Annotated in this window: 14 protein-coding genes; 5 read left to right on the top strand and 9 right to left on the bottom strand. The window is 75.6% G+C overall.

Going from position 1 to position 15,051, the window contains the following annotated elements; all coding sequences use genetic code 11:
- Nucleotides 1-133 precede the first annotated feature (133 nt).
- The 3 genes from B124_RS15500 to sigE form a co-directional block, all read right to left on the bottom strand.
- Complete coding sequence (locus tag B124_RS15500; protein WP_496503414.1) at nt 134-3,625, bottom strand: trypsin-like peptidase domain-containing protein; 3,492 nt, start codon at nt 3,623-3,625, stop codon at nt 134-136.
- A 153-nt stretch (nt 3,626-3,778) separates the two neighbouring features.
- A complete protein-coding gene (locus B124_RS15495) occupies nt 3,779-4,573 on the bottom strand; it encodes an anti-sigma factor family protein (protein ID WP_496503413.1) in 795 nt (264 codons plus the stop codon).
- A complete protein-coding gene (gene sigE, locus B124_RS15490) occupies nt 4,570-5,370 on the bottom strand; it encodes an RNA polymerase sigma factor SigE (protein WP_496503412.1) in 801 nt (266 codons plus the stop codon). The genes B124_RS15495 and sigE overlap by 4 nt, the downstream gene beginning before the upstream one ends.
- Before the next feature lie 354 nt (nt 5,371-5,724).
- Between sigE and B124_RS15485 the strand changes: the two genes are divergently transcribed.
- Complete coding sequence (locus B124_RS15485) at nt 5,725-6,300, top strand: O-methyltransferase (protein WP_496503498.1); 576 nt, start codon at nt 5,725-5,727, stop codon at nt 6,298-6,300.
- A gap of 141 nt (nt 6,301-6,441) precedes the next feature.
- Here B124_RS15485 and B124_RS15480 read toward each other — a convergent pair whose 3' ends face one another.
- Complete coding sequence (locus B124_RS15480; protein ID WP_018834979.1) at nt 6,442-6,609, bottom strand: DUF3117 domain-containing protein; 168 nt, start codon at nt 6,607-6,609, stop codon at nt 6,442-6,444.
- Nucleotides 6,610-6,948: 339 nt separating this feature from the next.
- Between B124_RS15480 and B124_RS15475 the strand changes: the two genes are divergently transcribed.
- The gene (locus tag B124_RS15475; protein ID WP_496503411.1) at nt 6,949-7,752 is read left to right on the top strand and encodes an enoyl-CoA hydratase/isomerase family protein; all 804 of its coding nucleotides are present in this window, start codon (nt 6,949-6,951) and stop codon (nt 7,750-7,752) included.
- Nucleotides 7,753-7,878: 126 nt separating this feature from the next.
- Here B124_RS15475 and B124_RS15470 read toward each other — a convergent pair whose 3' ends face one another.
- On the bottom strand, nt 7,879-8,460 hold the full coding sequence (locus B124_RS15470; RefSeq protein WP_496503410.1) for a DNA-3-methyladenine glycosylase I: 582 nt from the start codon (nt 8,458-8,460) through the stop codon (nt 7,879-7,881).
- Nucleotides 8,457-8,972 (bottom strand): DivIVA domain-containing protein, encoded by a 516-nt coding sequence (locus tag B124_RS15465; protein ID WP_496503409.1) that lies wholly within the window; start codon nt 8,970-8,972, stop codon nt 8,457-8,459. The genes B124_RS15470 and B124_RS15465 overlap by 4 nt, the downstream gene beginning before the upstream one ends.
- Before the next feature lie 209 nt (nt 8,973-9,181).
- On the opposite strand from B124_RS15465, the gene folP reads away from it, so the two are divergent.
- Nucleotides 9,182-10,042, top strand: a complete 861-nt coding sequence (folP, locus tag B124_RS15460) for a dihydropteroate synthase (RefSeq protein WP_496503408.1) — start codon at nt 9,182-9,184, stop codon at nt 10,040-10,042.
- 31 nt (nt 10,043-10,073) lie between these two features.
- Here the strand turns inward: folP and B124_RS15455 are convergent, their stop codons facing one another.
- The gene (locus B124_RS15455; RefSeq protein WP_496503407.1) at nt 10,074-10,814 is read right to left on the bottom strand and encodes an LOG family protein; all 741 of its coding nucleotides are present in this window, start codon (nt 10,812-10,814) and stop codon (nt 10,074-10,076) included.
- A gap of 189 nt (nt 10,815-11,003) precedes the next feature.
- Complete coding sequence (gene dapE / locus B124_RS15450) at nt 11,004-12,077, bottom strand: succinyl-diaminopimelate desuccinylase (RefSeq protein ID WP_496503406.1); 1,074 nt, start codon at nt 12,075-12,077, stop codon at nt 11,004-11,006.
- Nucleotides 12,078-12,130: 53 nt separating this feature from the next.
- Between dapE and B124_RS15445 the strand changes: the two genes are divergently transcribed.
- Both B124_RS15445 and B124_RS15440 read left to right on the top strand, forming a co-directional pair.
- Nucleotides 12,131-13,066: a VldE C-terminal domain-containing protein gene (locus B124_RS15445; protein WP_496503405.1), complete on the top strand. Its 936-nt coding sequence runs from the start codon at nt 12,131-12,133 to the stop codon at nt 13,064-13,066.
- A gap of 286 nt (nt 13,067-13,352) precedes the next feature.
- Nucleotides 13,353-13,724, top strand: coding sequence for a hypothetical protein (locus B124_RS15440; RefSeq protein WP_496503404.1), 372 nt, complete (start codon nt 13,353-13,355; stop codon nt 13,722-13,724).
- 133 nt (nt 13,725-13,857) lie between these two features.
- On the opposite strand, the gene dapC is transcribed toward B124_RS15440, so the two are convergent.
- A complete protein-coding gene (gene dapC, locus B124_RS15435; RefSeq protein ID WP_496503497.1) occupies nt 13,858-14,964 on the bottom strand; it encodes a succinyldiaminopimelate transaminase in 1,107 nt (368 codons plus the stop codon).
- Between the last annotated feature and the right edge of the window lie 87 nt (nt 14,965-15,051).

The following is a 15,051-nucleotide window of genomic DNA, read 5'->3' as shown; positions in this document are numbered from 1 at the left end:
CGTCGGCCCGCTGCCGGCAGGTCCGGGCGACTCTCACGGTACCTGGCGACCCTGCCCCACCGGGAGTACCGCATCGGCCGCGGTGGACTGGTCCACCGCGGCAGATGGGGGTGTTTGACGGTGTTTGGCGGGATCAGTCGGTGGAGTCGCCTTCGCCGAGGGTGACGTCGACCGTCAGTTCCTCGCCGTCGCGCTCGACGGTCAGGCTCAGCTCGTCGCCGGGGCTGCGGCTGCGGATCTTGACGATCAACTCCTCGCCGTTGTGGACGGCTTCGCCGTCGACGCCGGTGATGACGTCCCCCGGCTGGATGCCCGCGGCCTCGGCGGGGCCGCCCGGGGTGACCGGCTCGGTGCCGCCCTCCGCCGCGGAGGAGCCGACCTGGGCGCCGTCGCCGGTGTACTGCATGTTGAGCGTCACGCCGATGACGGGGTGCGTGGCCTTGCCGGTGTTGATCAGTTCCTCGGCAACGTCCTTGCCCTTGTTGACCGGGATGGCGAAGCCGAGGCCGATGCTGCCGCCCTGCTCGGTCTGCGGCTCGCCGCTGCCGTTGTCGGCGGCGCGGATGGCGCTGTTGATGCCGATCACGCGGCCCTTGAGATCGAGGAGCGGGCCGCCGGAGTTGCCGGGGTTGATGGGGGCGTCGGTCTGCAGGGCGTTGACGTACGAGATGTCGCTGCCGTCGCCCTGCTCGCCGCCGGCGGTGATGGGGCGCTCCTTGGCGCTGATGATCCCGGAGGTGACGGTGTTGGGCAGGTCGTACGGGGCGCCGATGGCGACGACCGGGTCGCCGACGGCGACGGAGCGCGAGTTGCCGAGCGGCAGCGGCTTCAGTCCGGAAACGCCCTTGACGCGGACAACGGCGAGGTCGTAACCGGCGTCGCCGCCGACGACCTCGGCGGACTTGGACTCGCCGCCGCTGAACGTCACCGTTATGTCGCCGCCCTCCTCGGCGGGCTGCACGACGTGGTTGTTGGTCAGGATGTGCCCGCGCTTGTCGAGGACGAAGCCGGTGCCGGTGCTCTGCTCGGCGGCGCCGCTGACGCGCAGCGTCACGACCCCGGGCAGCGCGGACCGGGCGATCCCGGCGACGCTGCCGGCCGGCCGCTTGCCGCCGCCGTCGGCGGCGGAGGACTGGTCCAGCTCGAGCTGGCCGGTGGTGCCGTTGCGCTCGATATAGCTGCCGAGGGCACCGCCGATCCCGCCGGCGACGAGCGCGATGACGAGCGCCCCGACGAGGGTGGCCATACGCCCCTTGCGGCGCTCGGGCGCGTGCGCCGCGTGTGCCGCGTGCGCGGGCGCCCAGGGGTCGTACCGCTGCCACTGGGCGGTCGGGGCGTTGTGCGGCTGGGCGCCGTAGGGCGCGGGCCCGCCGGGGCCGCCGGGAGCGGCGGGGCCGGGGGTCCGCCCGGGACCGTCAGCGCCGGGAGCACGGGGGCCGCCGGGAGCGGGGTGGCCGTGCGCGGTGGGCGGCTGCCCGCCGGGGGCCCGCCCGGGGCCGCCCGGTGCGGGCACGCCGCCGCCGGGCGGCTGCGCGCCGTGCGCGGGAGCCGGCCCGCCGGGCGTACGGGGCCCGCCGTGCGGGCCGGGAGCGCCGGGGTGGCCGGCCTGGGGGCCGGCACCGGGGTAGCGGGGGTGGGGGTCACCGGCCGCGGGCCGCCGCGGTACGTCGCCCTCGGCCGCCCTCCGGGGACCCGGAACCTCGCCGGAGGGGCGCGGTTCGGAGTCGGAGATGACACCGAGCTGCGTGGTGTCGTCGTCCTGAACGGAACCCCCGGGCGCCGACCCTGCTGCGGCCCGGTCGCGCCCCGCGTCACCGGACACCCCGGGAGCGTCGGCCGCCCGATCGGCACCGGGATCACCCGCATCGCCGGCCCGGCCGGGAGCCCCGGTCGCCGACCCGGCCACGCCCCGGTCGCGACCCGCGTCGACGAACACCCCGGGCTCGTCGGCCGCCCGATCGGCAACGGGATCACCCGCGTTGCCGGGCCGGCCGGGAGCGCCCGCCTCCGACGCGGCGGCGCCGGCCGCGGGCGCGGCGCCGAAGTCGCGCTGCACGGACGGCCCCGGCTCGTCGGCCCCCGGCACAGAGACGCCGGTCTGCGGGCCACCGGCGTCCCCGGACCGTCCGGGAGCGCCCGTCCCCGAGGCGACATCGTCGCCGCGCGGACTGGTCGCCGGACCAAGGCCATCCGGGGAGCCCTGCCCGGGCACTTCGCGGTGGCCGCCGCCCGGCTCCGCGTGCCCGGCGGCATCCTCCGGGCTCTGCCCGAGCCCGCCGCCGAAGCCGCCCGGCCGCCAGGCGGAGTCCACCGCCGCGGCGTCGTCCGCGTCCGGCGCCTTGGCGGGCTCCTGTCCGCCGGAGGCGGCCGTACGGTCCCCGGCCGAGGGATCGTGCGGCTGGGCGGGCACCGCGGCGTCCTGCGGGCCGTCTGCGGGCGCCGCCGGTGTCTCGCGGCCGTCCCGTTCTTGGTGCTGCGGCAGCGCGGCCCGGCCGGCTCGGGCGCCCGCTACGGCGGACACCGCGGCGGGTATGCCTCTGCCGCCCGACGAGCCCTCGCCACCGGCCTCCGCGGCACCCGGGTACGGCCGCACACCGGCCTCCCAGGGCCGCGCGTCCGGCCCCCCGGCACCCGCCGCCGGGCGCCGCCCGCCCGCGGCCCCGGCCCCCGCCGGGAACGCACCCGACTCCGTGGCCTGCCCGCGGGTCTCCGCAGCCCGCGCCGAGGGAAGATCCGCGCCCTGCCCGGCCCTCTCGTCCGCACCCGGCGCGCCAGCCGGCGCACCCGCCGCGGACGCGGCAGCGTCCGGCGTCGAGCCCGGCGCGACCGCCGCGCCGGTCGCATCCGCCGACGAGCCCGGCCCCGCCTGTGCACCCGGGTCCGCCTCCGGGCGCTGTGCATCGGCGGCCCCTGGCCGTGCCGGGAACGTGCGCGGCCCGCCGGTCTCCTCTGCCCGCTCCGCAGGCGCACCCGTGTCCGTCGTCGGGTCCGGCGTATCCCCGGCGCGGGGGCGCGTCGGTAGCGCACCCGTCCCCTGCCCGCTGCTCTCCGCGGCCTGCGCCCCGGGAAGATCCACGGCCGTGCCCGAGCCGGGGGAGGCATCCCCGCTCCGCCCGGCCGTCTCGTCCGCACCCGGTGCGCCGGCCGACGCACCCGCCGCGGACGCGGCAGCGTCCGACGCCGGCTCCGTCCCGAATACGGCGTCGGCCCCCGGGGCCGCCGGGGTGCCGGTCTCCGGGGTCGGCGCGGCCGGTTGCCCGCCCGTCGCCGCAGCATCCCGCTCGGCTACGCCCTGCCCCCTCGCGCTCTCCCCGCTCTCAGCGGCGGAGACCCCGGCGTCCGCCGGCCCCGCGTCCGCCGCGCCCCCCGCCGGGGACGCCGCCGGGGACCTGCGCTCCCTGTGGTACTCGTCCTCCCCGTCGCGCCACTCCCGCAGCGCCTGCCGCACCCGGCGCAACTGGTCCACCTCCGGGTCGTACCCCGGTGGTGGGCCCGCGTCCGACGGCGGGGCCGCCGGTGGCGCGGAGGTGTCGGAGTCGGCGGGCGGTCCGGCGGTGTCCGACTCGGCCTCGCGCGGAGGCTCGCCGGGCTCCTGCCTCCACCAACTCGGCTTCCCCTGGTCCATGTTCTCCCCACACGTTCCGCATGCGACTGGGCGCGGACCGTCGCGGCCCGCAGTTGTTGCTCACCCGCCGGGCAGGCCCTAGCGATTCAATCAGGTGCATGCGGTCCAGCGCATCGCCCCGGGGCCGTCGCCTGGCCGGTCCCGGGAGGGGCATCACCGCGGGGGTGGGGTATTCCCGCTCATAGCGGTCTGCGGCGCGGACGTCGCCGGCTCGGTGACCGCGAAGACCGACAGCAGCGGCGGCTGCGGCGTCGCGGTCGTCGCCGCCGTTGCCGAGGCGGCGAGCTGCGCCGGGCCGCTCTGCATGCCGTACGGCACGACGGGGCCGGCGTCCTGCGCGCCGCCGGAGGTGGAGAGCTGGGGGTCGTACGAGTAGCGCGCGGGCACGCCGCGGTCGCCGGGGGTGACCGCCGGGGAACCGGCGGGGTCCACGACCGCCTCGATGGGCAGCGCGCCGCCGAGGGCGAGGGCGGCGAAGGAGACCGCGCCGGCGGCGGCGAACGCGAAGCGCCGCCCGCGGGCGGCGGCGGGCCGCTCGACCTCGTGGATCGGGAATCCGGGGCCGCCGTCAAGCACGGCGCCGTCGAGGACGCCGCCGCCGAAGCCGCCGGCCCGGGCGCCGCGCACGCCGCCGGTCCTGCCGCCCGTACGCGCGCTGCCGCCGGGCCGGTCCGCGAAGGGCGACCGGCGGGCGGCGTCGTCGAGGTCGACACCCGGCAGGTTCTCCAGCCGGGCCAGCAGCCCGTCCGAGGGAGGCGGCGGGGCGGCGGCGGAGAACACGCTCTTGAGCCGGCGCTGCTCGTCGGCCTCGGCCTTGCACCGCGGACACGTCGCCAGATGCGCCAGGACGCGGTCCCGGGAGTCATGGGGCAGCTCCCCGTCGACCAGCGCCGCCAGCGCTTCGCCCAGGTGCTGCTCGGCGGGCGACACCCCGCCCACGCTGCTCACAGCGTTCCGCCCTCCTCGTCCGAGCCGTGGGCGCCCTGCCCCGCCCCGGCGAGCGAGCGCTGCTCGGCCCTCGCCTCCGGGGAGCGGTGCTTGAGCGCCTTGCGCAGGTGGGAACGGCCGCGGTGGATCCGGCTGCGGACCGTGCCCAGCTTGACGCCCAGGGTGGCGGCGATCTCCTCGTACGACAGTCCCTCGATGTCGCACAGCACCACCGCTGCCCGGAACTCGGGCGCGAGGGTGTCCAGCGCCTGCTGGACGTCGGCGTCGAAGTGCGTGTCGTTGAAGTGCTGCTGCGGCGACGGCTCGCGGCTGGGCAGCCGCTCGGCGGCGTCGTCCCCGAGCGCGTCGAACCGGATGCGCTGCTTGCGGCGCACCTGGTCGAGGAAGAGATTCGTGGTGATGCGGTGCAGCCAGCCCTCGAAGGTCCCCGGGGTGTACGTCGACAGCGACCGGAAGACGCGGATGAAGACCTCCTGCGTGAGGTCCTCGGCGTCGTGCCGGTTCCCGGTGAGGCGATAGGCGAGACGGTAGACGCGACCGCTGTGGGTGCTGACGATCTCCTCCCACGAAGGCGGAGTCCACCCCTTGGACGACGCGTCGTCGGCCGGGAACGCGGAGAATCCGGCAACGGTCACGGTGTCGGCGGCGTGGCTGCGGTCGTCAGCATTGTCGGTCACGGATTTCGGCTCATCCGGTGCTCGGGACCCCCGGCGGAATCGCCGCGGGCCGCCCCGGTCGCCGGACGCGGCCGCACCTCCCCTGGTGGCTCTGGTGGTGTCCAGTAGGCCCCCTACCATATCCACCTCGCCCGTTAGCTCCGGATAAGCTCTTCCGACCGGGATTTTCCCGCATTCAGCGGAACCGTCCCCGCCGGCATCCTTACCTCGTCCGTATCACTTCCGTCTCCCCCAACGCACGGTCCGGCCAGCAGGTTCCCAGGGGCAGCGGATACAGTCACGCTTGCGACGGATGCAGGTGCAGGTGCCAACGGGGAACAGGAGAAGGCGATTACCGGCAACCGGCTGGCGAGCTGGTCGTTCGCGGAGGCGTACGGCACGGACGGTGCCGCGGACGCCGACAGCGGCCGGGCCGGGGCGGCCTCGGGCGACCCGGCGGCCTCGACGCGTGCGCAGGGTTCGGCGACGGCTGCGCTGCACTGGGCGCGCCAGCGGGCCCTGGAGGCGGGGCTGCGGCAGGTGTCCGCGGGCGCGGGCGCCGCGCTGCGGCTGCTGGCGGCGACGGCGGGCGCCAAGGCGGTGGTCGAGATCGGCACCGGCACGGGGGTCTCCGGCATCCACCTGCTGCAGGGCATGCGCCCCGGCGGGGTGCTGACCACCGTGGACCCGGAGCCGGAGCGGCAGCAGTTCGCGCGCCAGGCGTTCCGGGCGGCGGGGTTCGCCGCGAACCGGGCGCGGATCATCGTCGGCCGGGCGCTGGACGTGCTGCCGCGGCTGGCGGACGGCTCGTACGACATGGTCTTCTGCGACGGCGACCCGCTGGAGTGCCTGGAGTACCTGGGCGAATCGTTGCGCCTGCTGCGCCCGGGCGGCGTCGTGTGCTTCGAGGGCGTCTTCGCGGACGGCCGCACGGTGGACTCGGCGGCCCAGCCCGACGAGGTGCAGAAGCTGCGCGAGCTGCTGCGTGCGGTGAAGGAGAGCCGGGAGCTGATGCCCGCGCTGCTGCCGGTGGGGGACGGGCTGCTGTGCGCGGTCAAGCGCGAGGCGTGACCGACGTCACGCATGCGCGGGACGGCGCCGGGTCAGCCGGCGCCCGGTCAGGCCCCTGCCCCTGCGAGACGCCTGAGGGCGATCCGCCCCGGCCACCGTGTGGCCGGGGCGCATGCCGGGTTCTTCCGGACCTCGGTCCGACTAGCTGACGACCTTCTTCAGGGCGTCGCCGAGCGCGTCGGCTTCATCGGGGGTCAGCTCGACGACGAGCCGCCCGCCGCCTTCGAGCGGAACGCGCATGACGATGCCCCGCCCCTCCTTGGTCACCTCGAGCGGGCCGTCGCCCGTCCGCGGCTTCATGGCCGCCATGCTCGTTCCCCTTCCTGAAACCAGCTCTTCGTTGAAGCTTCGACGGCCCGTGGTCAGGCTCGTCGCCACCGGCATCGAACACAGTGCTTCTCGCCCATTATCCCGCATTGCCGGTCCTGATGACCAACATCGGTCCGCATACTCTCGACGACGTCCGACCGCAAAACCCCCCAATTCCCGCCAGAGGCATGCGATACTGCGCCCTTCCCGGCGGGGGCACGCCGCGATTCGATTTGACGCACGTCACATGTCGCGGAGGCGTGATCTCCGCCATGCTGGCCGCACCGGACGAGATGCGGCACAGTCCCGGTCACCCCGGGGCGCAGCGAAGGGAAGAACATGGCGGACACCGTGCTGTACGAGGTCGCCGACGGGCTCGCGACCGTCATCCTCAACCGCCCGGACGCGATGAACGCCCTTGACACCGAGACCAAGAACGCCCTGCGCGACACCCTGCGGCGGGCGGCGGAGGACGACGCCGTACGGGCCGTGCTGCTCACCGGCGCGGGGCGGGCGTTCTGCGTGGGGCAGGACCTCAAGGAGCACGTCGGCACGCTTGCGGCGACCCGGGCCGCGCAGCGTACGGACCACGCGATGGACACCGTCGCCGAGCACTACAACCCCATCGCCGCCACCATCGCCGGCATGCCGAAGCCGGTGGTCGCGGGCGTCAACGGGGTCGCCGCGGGGGCCGGCGCGGGCTTCGCGTTCGCGGCGGACTACCGCGTGGTGGCCGACAGCGCGTCGTTCAACACCTCCTTCGCGGGCGTCGCGCTGACCGCGGACTCCGGCGTCTCCTGGACCCTCCCCCGCCTCGTCGGCCACGGCCGGGCCGCCGACCTGCTGCTCTTCCCGCGCCGGATCCCGGCGGCGGAGGCGCTGGCGCTGGGCATCGCGAACGTCGTCGTGCCGGCGGCGGACCTGGCCGCGGAGGCGGCGGCGGTGGCCCGCCGGCTCGCGGCGGGGCCGACGGGGGCGTACGCGGCGATCAAGGAGTCGCTGGCGTACGCGGCGGGGCACGGGTTCGCGGAGACGCTGGCGAAGGAGGCGGAGCTGCAGTCGCGGGCGGGCGCGTCGGAGGACCACAGGATCGCGGTGGAGTCCTTCGTGGCGAAGGAGGAACCGCGCTTCACGGGCCGGTGACCACCGGCGCCGGCAACGGCGGGTACGCGCCAGCGCGCGTCGCGCCGGAACGGCTGCCCCCGGGGCTCACGCACCCCGTGAGCGCCGGTGCGCTACGAGCGTGGCCGCGCACCGCCCGCCGCAGGGCTACCGCGCGTGGCAGTCGGCGAGGTGGTCGTCGACCAGGCCGCACGCCTGCATCAGCGCGTACGCCGTCGTCGGCCCCACGAACCGCACGCCGCGCCGCTTCAGCTCCTTGGCCAGCGCCGTTGACTCCGGCGTGGTGGCCGGTACGTCCGCGAGCGTGCGCGGGACGGGGCGGCCGGCGGGGTCCGGGGCGTACGACCAGATCAGGGCGTCCAGCTCGCCGGGGGCCCAGGTGGCGAGGGTCTGGGCGTTGGCGATCGTGGCCCGCACCTTCAGCCGGTTGCGGATGATGCCGGGGTCGGCGAGCAGGCGGCCCTCGTCCTCGGCGCAGAACGCCGCCACCGCGGCGATGCGGAAGCCGGCGAAGGCGGCCCGGAAGCCCTCGCGGCGGCGCAGGATGGTCAGCCAGGACAGCCCGGACTGGAACGCCTCCAGCGACAGCCGCTCGAAGAGCGCGTCGTCGCCGTGCACGGGCCGGCCCCACTCCTCGTCGTGGTACGCGACGTAGTCCTCGGCGGACAGCCCCCAGGGGCAGCGCAGCAGCCCGTCGGGCCCGGCCACGGCCCCGCCGTCGGCGCTCACGGCCGCCCGTCCCGGCCGCCGCGCGGGTCCTGACCGCCGAGTTCGTACCTGCCGAGGTCGTGCCCGCCCAGCTCCCGGCCGTCCATGCCCCGGCTGCCCGTCTCACGGCCGTCCAGGGCCGGGTCGCCGTTGCCCCGGCCGCCCGCGTCCGCACCGCCGCCGCCGAGACCCGGCCGGTAGTCCGGCGGGGCGCCCGGCCCCGGGCCGCGGTACGCCGCCGCGTGCGCCCCCGCCAGCGCCGCCTCCAGCTCCGCGATGCGCGCGTCCCGCTCCGCCAGCTCCGCGCCGACGCGGTCCAGCGCGTCGTCCACGTCGTCCATGCGGTATCCGCGCAGCGCGACCGGCAGCCGCAGCGCGGCGATGTCGGCGCGGCCCAGCGGGCGGTCGGACGGCAGCGGGTCATGGAGCCGCTCCGGCTGCGGCTCGGTGAGCTCCTCCTCGCCGTTCCCCGCCAGCACGACGGTGACCGCGGCGACGACCGCGACCATGGCGATGAGCATGAACCAGAACACGATGTCTCCGAAGTGGACAGCCCGGGCGCCCGGTGGCCGCGCCCGGTGCGCCGGGTGGCTGCGCCCCACCATAGCCGGGGCCGCTGACAGCCCCCAGGGCCCGGCCCGACGGGCCGCACCGGCACCGTGACCGGCCGCACCGCGCCCGCGGGCTATGGTCGCGTAAGGAGCCCGGGGCCGTCGCCCCGGAGGGTGTCTGAGGAGGCAGCATGCTGCGACTGGGGTCGCGCACTTTCGCCGCGCACGAGCCGGTGATCATGGCGATCGTCAACAGGACCCCGGACTCCTTCTACGACCAGGGCGCCACCTTCCGCGACGAGCCGGCGCTCGCCCGCGTCGAGCAGGCGGTCGCGGAGGGCGCGGCGATCATCGACGTCGGCGGGGTGAAGGCCGGCCCCGGCGAGGAGGTGTCGGCCGCGGAGGAGGTGCGCCGCACGGCGGGCTTCATCGCCGAGGTGCGCCGCCGCCACCCCGACGTCGTGATCAGCGTGGACACCTGGCGGCACGAGGTCGCCGAGGCCGCCTGCGCGGCCGGCGCCGACCTGCTCAACGACGCCTGGGGCGGCGTCGACCCGCTGGTCGCCGAGGTCGCCGCCCGGTACGGCGCGGGGCTCGTGTGCACCCACGCGGGCGGCGTACGGCCGCGCACCCGGCCGCACCGCATCGCGTACGAGGACGTGATGGCCGACATCCTGCGGGTCACCCTGGGGCTCGCGGAGCGGGCCGTGGAGCTGGGCGTACGCCGCGACGCGATCATGATCGACCCCGGTCACGACTTCGGCAAGAACACCCGGCACTCGCTGGAGGCCACCCGCAGGCTCGGCGAGATGACGGCGGCGGGGTGGCCGGTGCTCGTCTCGCTGTCGAACAAGGACTTCGTCGGCGAGACGCTGGACCGGCCGGTCAAGGAGCGGCTGGTCGGCACGCTCGCCACCACGGCGGTCTCGGCGTGGCTGGGGGCGCAGGTGTACCGGGTGCACGAGGTGGCCGAGACCCGGCAGGTGCTGGACATGGTGGCCGCCATCGCGGGCCACCGCCCGCCCGCGGTCGCGCGCCGCGGGCTCGCCTAGCGTCCCCGTACCCCCCGTACGGGCACGGGCCCTACGGCGTCTCCTTCGTGACCAGCGCCACGGCCTCGGCCACGTCGTCCGTGATGTGGAACAGGTCGAGGTCCCGCTCCGCGGCCTTGCCGCCGTCCACGACGGTCTTGCGCAGCCAGTCGACGAGCCCGCTCCAGTACTCGCTGCCGAAGAGGACGATCGGGAACCGCGTCACCTTCTTCGTCTGCACCAGGGTCAGCGCCTCGAACAGCTCGTCCATCGTGCCGAAGCCGCCGGGGAGCACCACGAAGCCCTGGGAGTACTTCACGAAGCACGTCTTGCGCACGAAGAAGTAGCGGAAGTTCACCCCGAGGTCGACGTATCTGTTGAGCCCCTGCTCGAAGGGCAGCTCGATGCCCAGCCCGACGGACAGCCCGCCCGCCTCCAGCGCGCCCTTGTTCGCCGCCTCCATCACCCCGGGCCCGCCGCCGGTGATCACCCCGAAGCCGGCGTCGACCAGCCCCTTGCCGATGGCGGCGCCGGTCGCGTACTCCTTGCTGTCCGGCGCCGTACGGGCCGAGCCGAAGACGCTGATCGCGGGCCCCACCTCGGCGAGCGCGCCGAACCCCTCGACGAACTCCGCCTGCATCCGCAGCACCCGCCACGGGTCCTCGTGCACGTACTCCGCGGCGCGCTCCCGGGTGTCCAGCAGGTGCTGGTCCATCGTCCCGCGCTGGATGCGGCTGCGGCGGCGGACGACGGGGCCCAGCCGCTGCTCGTGGAACTCCTCCCGGTTGCCCACAGGCGCGCTCCCTTCCTCGTTGTCTCTGGTGATTCCTCGTGTTTCCGTACGACTCTTCCCGTACGACGATCTCCGGGCCCAGGCTAGGCGAAGCGGCTCGAAGCCAGGTGAACACCGGCAGGAATCCGGGCGGAACACCCGGTGACGCGGCCTTGCCCCACAGCCTCACGGCTTCAGAGCCTCACGGCGTCACGCGGTGAGCCAGGCCCGCAGCCGCTCTTCGCAGTGGTGGATACGGGCCGTGTGCACGTGCTCGTCGCGCTTGTGCGCGCAGTTCGGGTCGCCGGGACCGTAGTTCACCGCCGGGATGCCGAGGGCCGTGAAGCGGGCGACGTCGGTCCAGCCGTACTTCGGCCGCGGGGTGCCGCCGACGGCGGCGGTGAACGCGGCGGCGGCGGGGTGGGCGAGGCCGGGCAGGGCGCCGGGGGCGCTGTCCTCGACGGTGATCTCCGCGACGCCGCAGCCGGCGAAGTACTCCCGTACATGGGCGATCGCCTGCTCCTCGGAGCGGTCCGGGGCGTAGCGGAAGTTGACCGTGACCTCGCAGACGTCGGGCACGACGTTGCCCGCGACGCCGCCCGAGACGCGGACGGCGTTGAGGCCCTCGCGGTACTCCAGGCCGTCGATGACGGCGTGCCGCGACTCGTACGCGGCGAGCCGGGCCAGCACGGGGGCGGCGGCGTGGATGGCGTTGGCGCCGAGCCAGCTCCGGGCGGAGTGCGCGCGTTCGCCCTCGGTGCGCAGCACGGCGCGCAGCGTGCCCTGGCAGCCGCCCTCGATCTCGCCGTCGGACGGCTCCAGCAGCACGGCGAAGTCGCCGGCGAGCCAGTCGGGGTGGCGCTCGGCGAGGCGGCGCAGGCCGTTGCGGGAGGCTTCGACCTCCTCGTTGTCGTAGAAGACGAAGGTGAGGTCGCGGTTGGGCGCGGGCACGGTGGCGGCGATGCGCAGTTGGACGGCGACGCCGGACTTCATGTCGGAGGTGCCGCAGCCCCACAGGACGCCGTCCTCGTACGTGCCGTCCAGGCGCGAGGGCACGTTGCCGACGACGGGGACGGTGTCGATGTGCCCGGCGAGCACGACACGCTCGGCGCGGCCGAGACCGGTCCGCGCGACGACGGCGTCGCCGTCGCGGTCCACCTGAAGGTGGCCGAGCCCGCGCAGCGCGGTCTCGACCGCGTCGGCGAGGTGCTTCTCCGCGCCGCTGACGGAGGCCGTGTCGACGAGCTGTGCGGTGAGCCGTGCGGCATCGAGCGTCAAGTCCATGGCGACGACCCTACGGCCCGTCCCGCCGCACCCCTCGCGCTACGGTGGGGCGCGTGCCCGCCTCCGACGTCCTCCGCCGCCGCCTGCTCCGCGCCCTCGTCGCGCTCGCGGTGCTCGGCGGTGTGGGCGCGTATCTGCTGATCCACCTCAACACCGGCGGCGGGCCCGCGCCGCGCTGCGAGGTGCGCGGCAAGGGCGACGGCGAGGCGTACGAGCTGGATCCGGAACAGGCCGCCAACGCCGCGACGATAAGCGCCGTGGCGTCCTCCCGGCGGCTGCCGGAGCCCGCGGTGACCATCGCGCTGGCCACGGCCATGCAGGAGTCGCAACTGCGCAACATCGGGCACGGCGACCGCGATTCGCTCGGTCTCTTCCAGCAGCGCCCGTCCCAGGGCTGGGGCACGGAGGAGCAGATCCTCGACCCGGTGTACGCCACCGGCAAGTTCTACGAGCGCCTGGTGGAGATCCCCGGCTACTCCCGGCTGCCGCTCACCGACGCCGCGCAGCGCGTCCAGCGCAGCGGCTATCCGCAGGCGTACGCGAAGCACCAGCCGGCCGCCGCCCGGCTGTCCGCCGCGCTCACGGGCCGCCACGGCGGCGCCTTCACCTGCACGACGGCCAAGGGCGGCACCCGCGCCGGCGACCCCGCGCTGCTGCGCAAGGCGCTGCGCCGGGAGTTCGGCGCCGGCGTGCTGCCGGAGGCGGACGCCGCCGGCAAGGAGGCCGGGGGGACGAGCGGGGGCGACGGCGGGCAGGTGCTGGTGCTGCCGGTCGCCGGGGACTCCGCGGGCAGCGCTGCGGACGCGACGCGCCGCGGCTGGGAGCTGGCGCACTGGGCGGTGGCGCAGGCGCCGCGGCTGCGCGTCGCGCAGGTGTCCTTCGCGGGCCGCGAGTGGCGGGCCGAGGACTCGGCCGAGGGCTGGCGGAAGGCCGAGGGCGCGAACGCGGAGGCGGGCGCGGCGTCCGTCCGGATCGTCACCGAGCCGTAGCGCGCCCTCCTTCGTACGGGCGAAGCCGGTCAACCCGGACTGACGGCGGGATGCCGTTTCCCGTTCTTTTCCACGATCCGGCAAATCCCCGGTGAGCACGGGTCTCCGCGTCGTCGAACGACGCTCGCACCGACCCGCTTTGCCCGGCTTTCTGGCGAAGCAGATTATGCGACGCATTACCAACTCTTTACGTGGGGCAGCCGCAACCTTCGGGCGCCTCACGCGGTAGTCACAGCGTCCGCCCGGCGGACGTGCCCAGTCAGTAACCCTCCGTCAAAGGAGCACCATGTCTCAGCCCCTGAAGCGCCACCTCGCCCGGGTCGCACTCGTCGTCGCCGCCGGTGCCGCCCCGGTCATCGGCGCCGCGGGTGCCGCCAGCGCCGTCTCGCTGCCCAGCACGAACGACCTGAGCCCGATCAGTGCCCTGGAAGCCGGCACGCTGCCCCAGACCCTCTCCCAGACCGGCAGCGATGCACTCGCCGCCGGTGGCGACACCGCAGCGAAGCTCGGCGAGAGCGCAGGACCGACCACCGAGCAGGCCCTGACCGCGCTCCAGGACACCACCGGCAAGACCGTCGAGCAGGGCCAGAAGGCGGTCGGCGACACCGCTGCGGGCCTGACCCCCGACCTGCCCACGTCGGCGCTGGGAATCGTCTGAGCCCGCTCCGGCCGACCCACGAGGCCGCCGGCGGCCCGCGGAGCCGTCCTCCGCGGGCCCGGCGCCTCGCCGGGCCCGCGCCGGGTCCGCCGGCGGCGCTGCGGCGCCCTCGGCCCCGTAGCGCCGGAATCCGCTAGCCCCGCAGCGCCCCCAGCCGCGCCACGGCGGCGGCCACGCGCTCGTCCGTGGCCGTGAACGCCACCCGTACGAACCTCTCCCCCGCGGCCCCGTAGAACTCCCCCGGCGCCACCGCGATCCCCAGCTTCGCCAGCTCCGCGACCGTGTCCCAGCACGGCTCGTCCCGCGTCGCCCACAGATACAGCGACGCCTCGCTGTGCTCGATCCGGAAGCCCGCCCCCGTCAGCGCCTCGCGCAGCGCGGCCCGCCGGCGGGCGTAGCGCTCGCGCTGCTCGGCCACGTGCCCCGCGTCGCCCAGGGCGGTGATCATCGCCTGCTGCACCGGCTTCGGCACCATCATCCCCGTGTGCCTGCGCACCGCGACCAGCTCGCGCACCAGCGCCGCGTCGCCGCCGGCGAACCCCGCGCGGTAGCCGGCGAGGTTGGAGCGCTTCGACAGCGAGTGGACGGCGAGCAGGCCCTCGTACGAGCCCTCGCTGACCGACGGGTGCAGCACGGACACCGGGTCGGTCTCCCAGCCCAGCTCCACGTAGCACTCGTCGGAGGCGACGAGCACCCCGTGCGCCCGCGCCCACGCCACCGTGCGGCGCAGCCCGGCCGCGTCCAGGGTGCGTCCCGTGGGGTTCGACGGGGTGTTCAGCCAGAGCAGCTTCAGGCGCGCCGGGTCGAGGTCCGCGACCGGATCGGCGTACGTCACCGGCTCCGCGCCCGCCGTCAGCGCCCCGATCTCGTACGTCGGATACGCGAGCCGCGGGTACGCCACCTGGTCCCCCGGCTCCAGACCCAGCATCGTCGGCAGCCAGCCGACCAGCTCCTTGGTGCCGATCGCCGGCAGCACCGCGTCCGGCGCGAGCCGGGCCCCGAGCCGCCGGCCGAACCAGCCGGCGATCGCCTCGCGCAGCGCCGGGGTGCCCCAGGCGAGCGGATAGCCGGGGCTGTCGGCGGCGTCCGCGAGCGCGGCCCTGACCACCTCGGGAACGGGGTCGACGGGGGTGCCGACGGACAGGTCGACGATGCCGCCCGGATGGGCGGCGGCAGCGGTCTTGTAAGGCTCCAGCCGGTCCCAGGGGAAGACGGGCAGCCGGTCGGTGACGGGTCGCACTCTCACGTCCTCAATCGACGCAACAGCCCCCGCCGATCAGCCCGGAGCGGACGGGGCGGGGGCACTGCGTATCGCCGTGGTTCTCAG

It is taken from the genome of Streptomyces sp. CNP082 (assembly GCF_059570535.1).
The sequence above is the reverse complement of the archived record's forward strand: the minus strand, read 5'-3'. Positions and strand labels throughout refer to the sequence as shown.

What these genes read in the sequence shown, in the direction of transcription:
- sigE (WP_496503412.1), bottom strand. Translation starts at nt 5,370, where the DNA reads ATGGTAGGGGGCCTACTGGACACCACCAGAGCCACCAGGGGAGGTGCG.
- B124_RS15500 (WP_496503414.1), bottom strand. Translation starts at nt 3,625, where the DNA reads ATGGACCAGGGGAAGCCGAGTTGGTGGAGGCAGGAGCCCGGCGAGCCT.
- B124_RS15440 (WP_496503404.1), top strand. Translation starts at nt 13,353, where the DNA reads ATGTCTCAGCCCCTGAAGCGCCACCTCGCCCGGGTCGCACTCGTCGTC.
- folP (WP_496503408.1), top strand. Translation starts at nt 9,182, where the DNA reads ATGCTGCGACTGGGGTCGCGCACTTTCGCCGCGCACGAGCCGGTGATC.
- dapE (WP_496503406.1), bottom strand. Translation starts at nt 12,077, where the DNA reads ATGGACTTGACGCTCGATGCCGCACGGCTCACCGCACAGCTCGTCGAC.
- B124_RS15480 (WP_018834979.1), bottom strand. Translation starts at nt 6,609, where the DNA reads ATGGCGGCCATGAAGCCGCGGACGGGCGACGGCCCGCTCGAGGTGACC.
- B124_RS15475 (WP_496503411.1), top strand. Translation starts at nt 6,949, where the DNA reads ATGGCGGACACCGTGCTGTACGAGGTCGCCGACGGGCTCGCGACCGTC.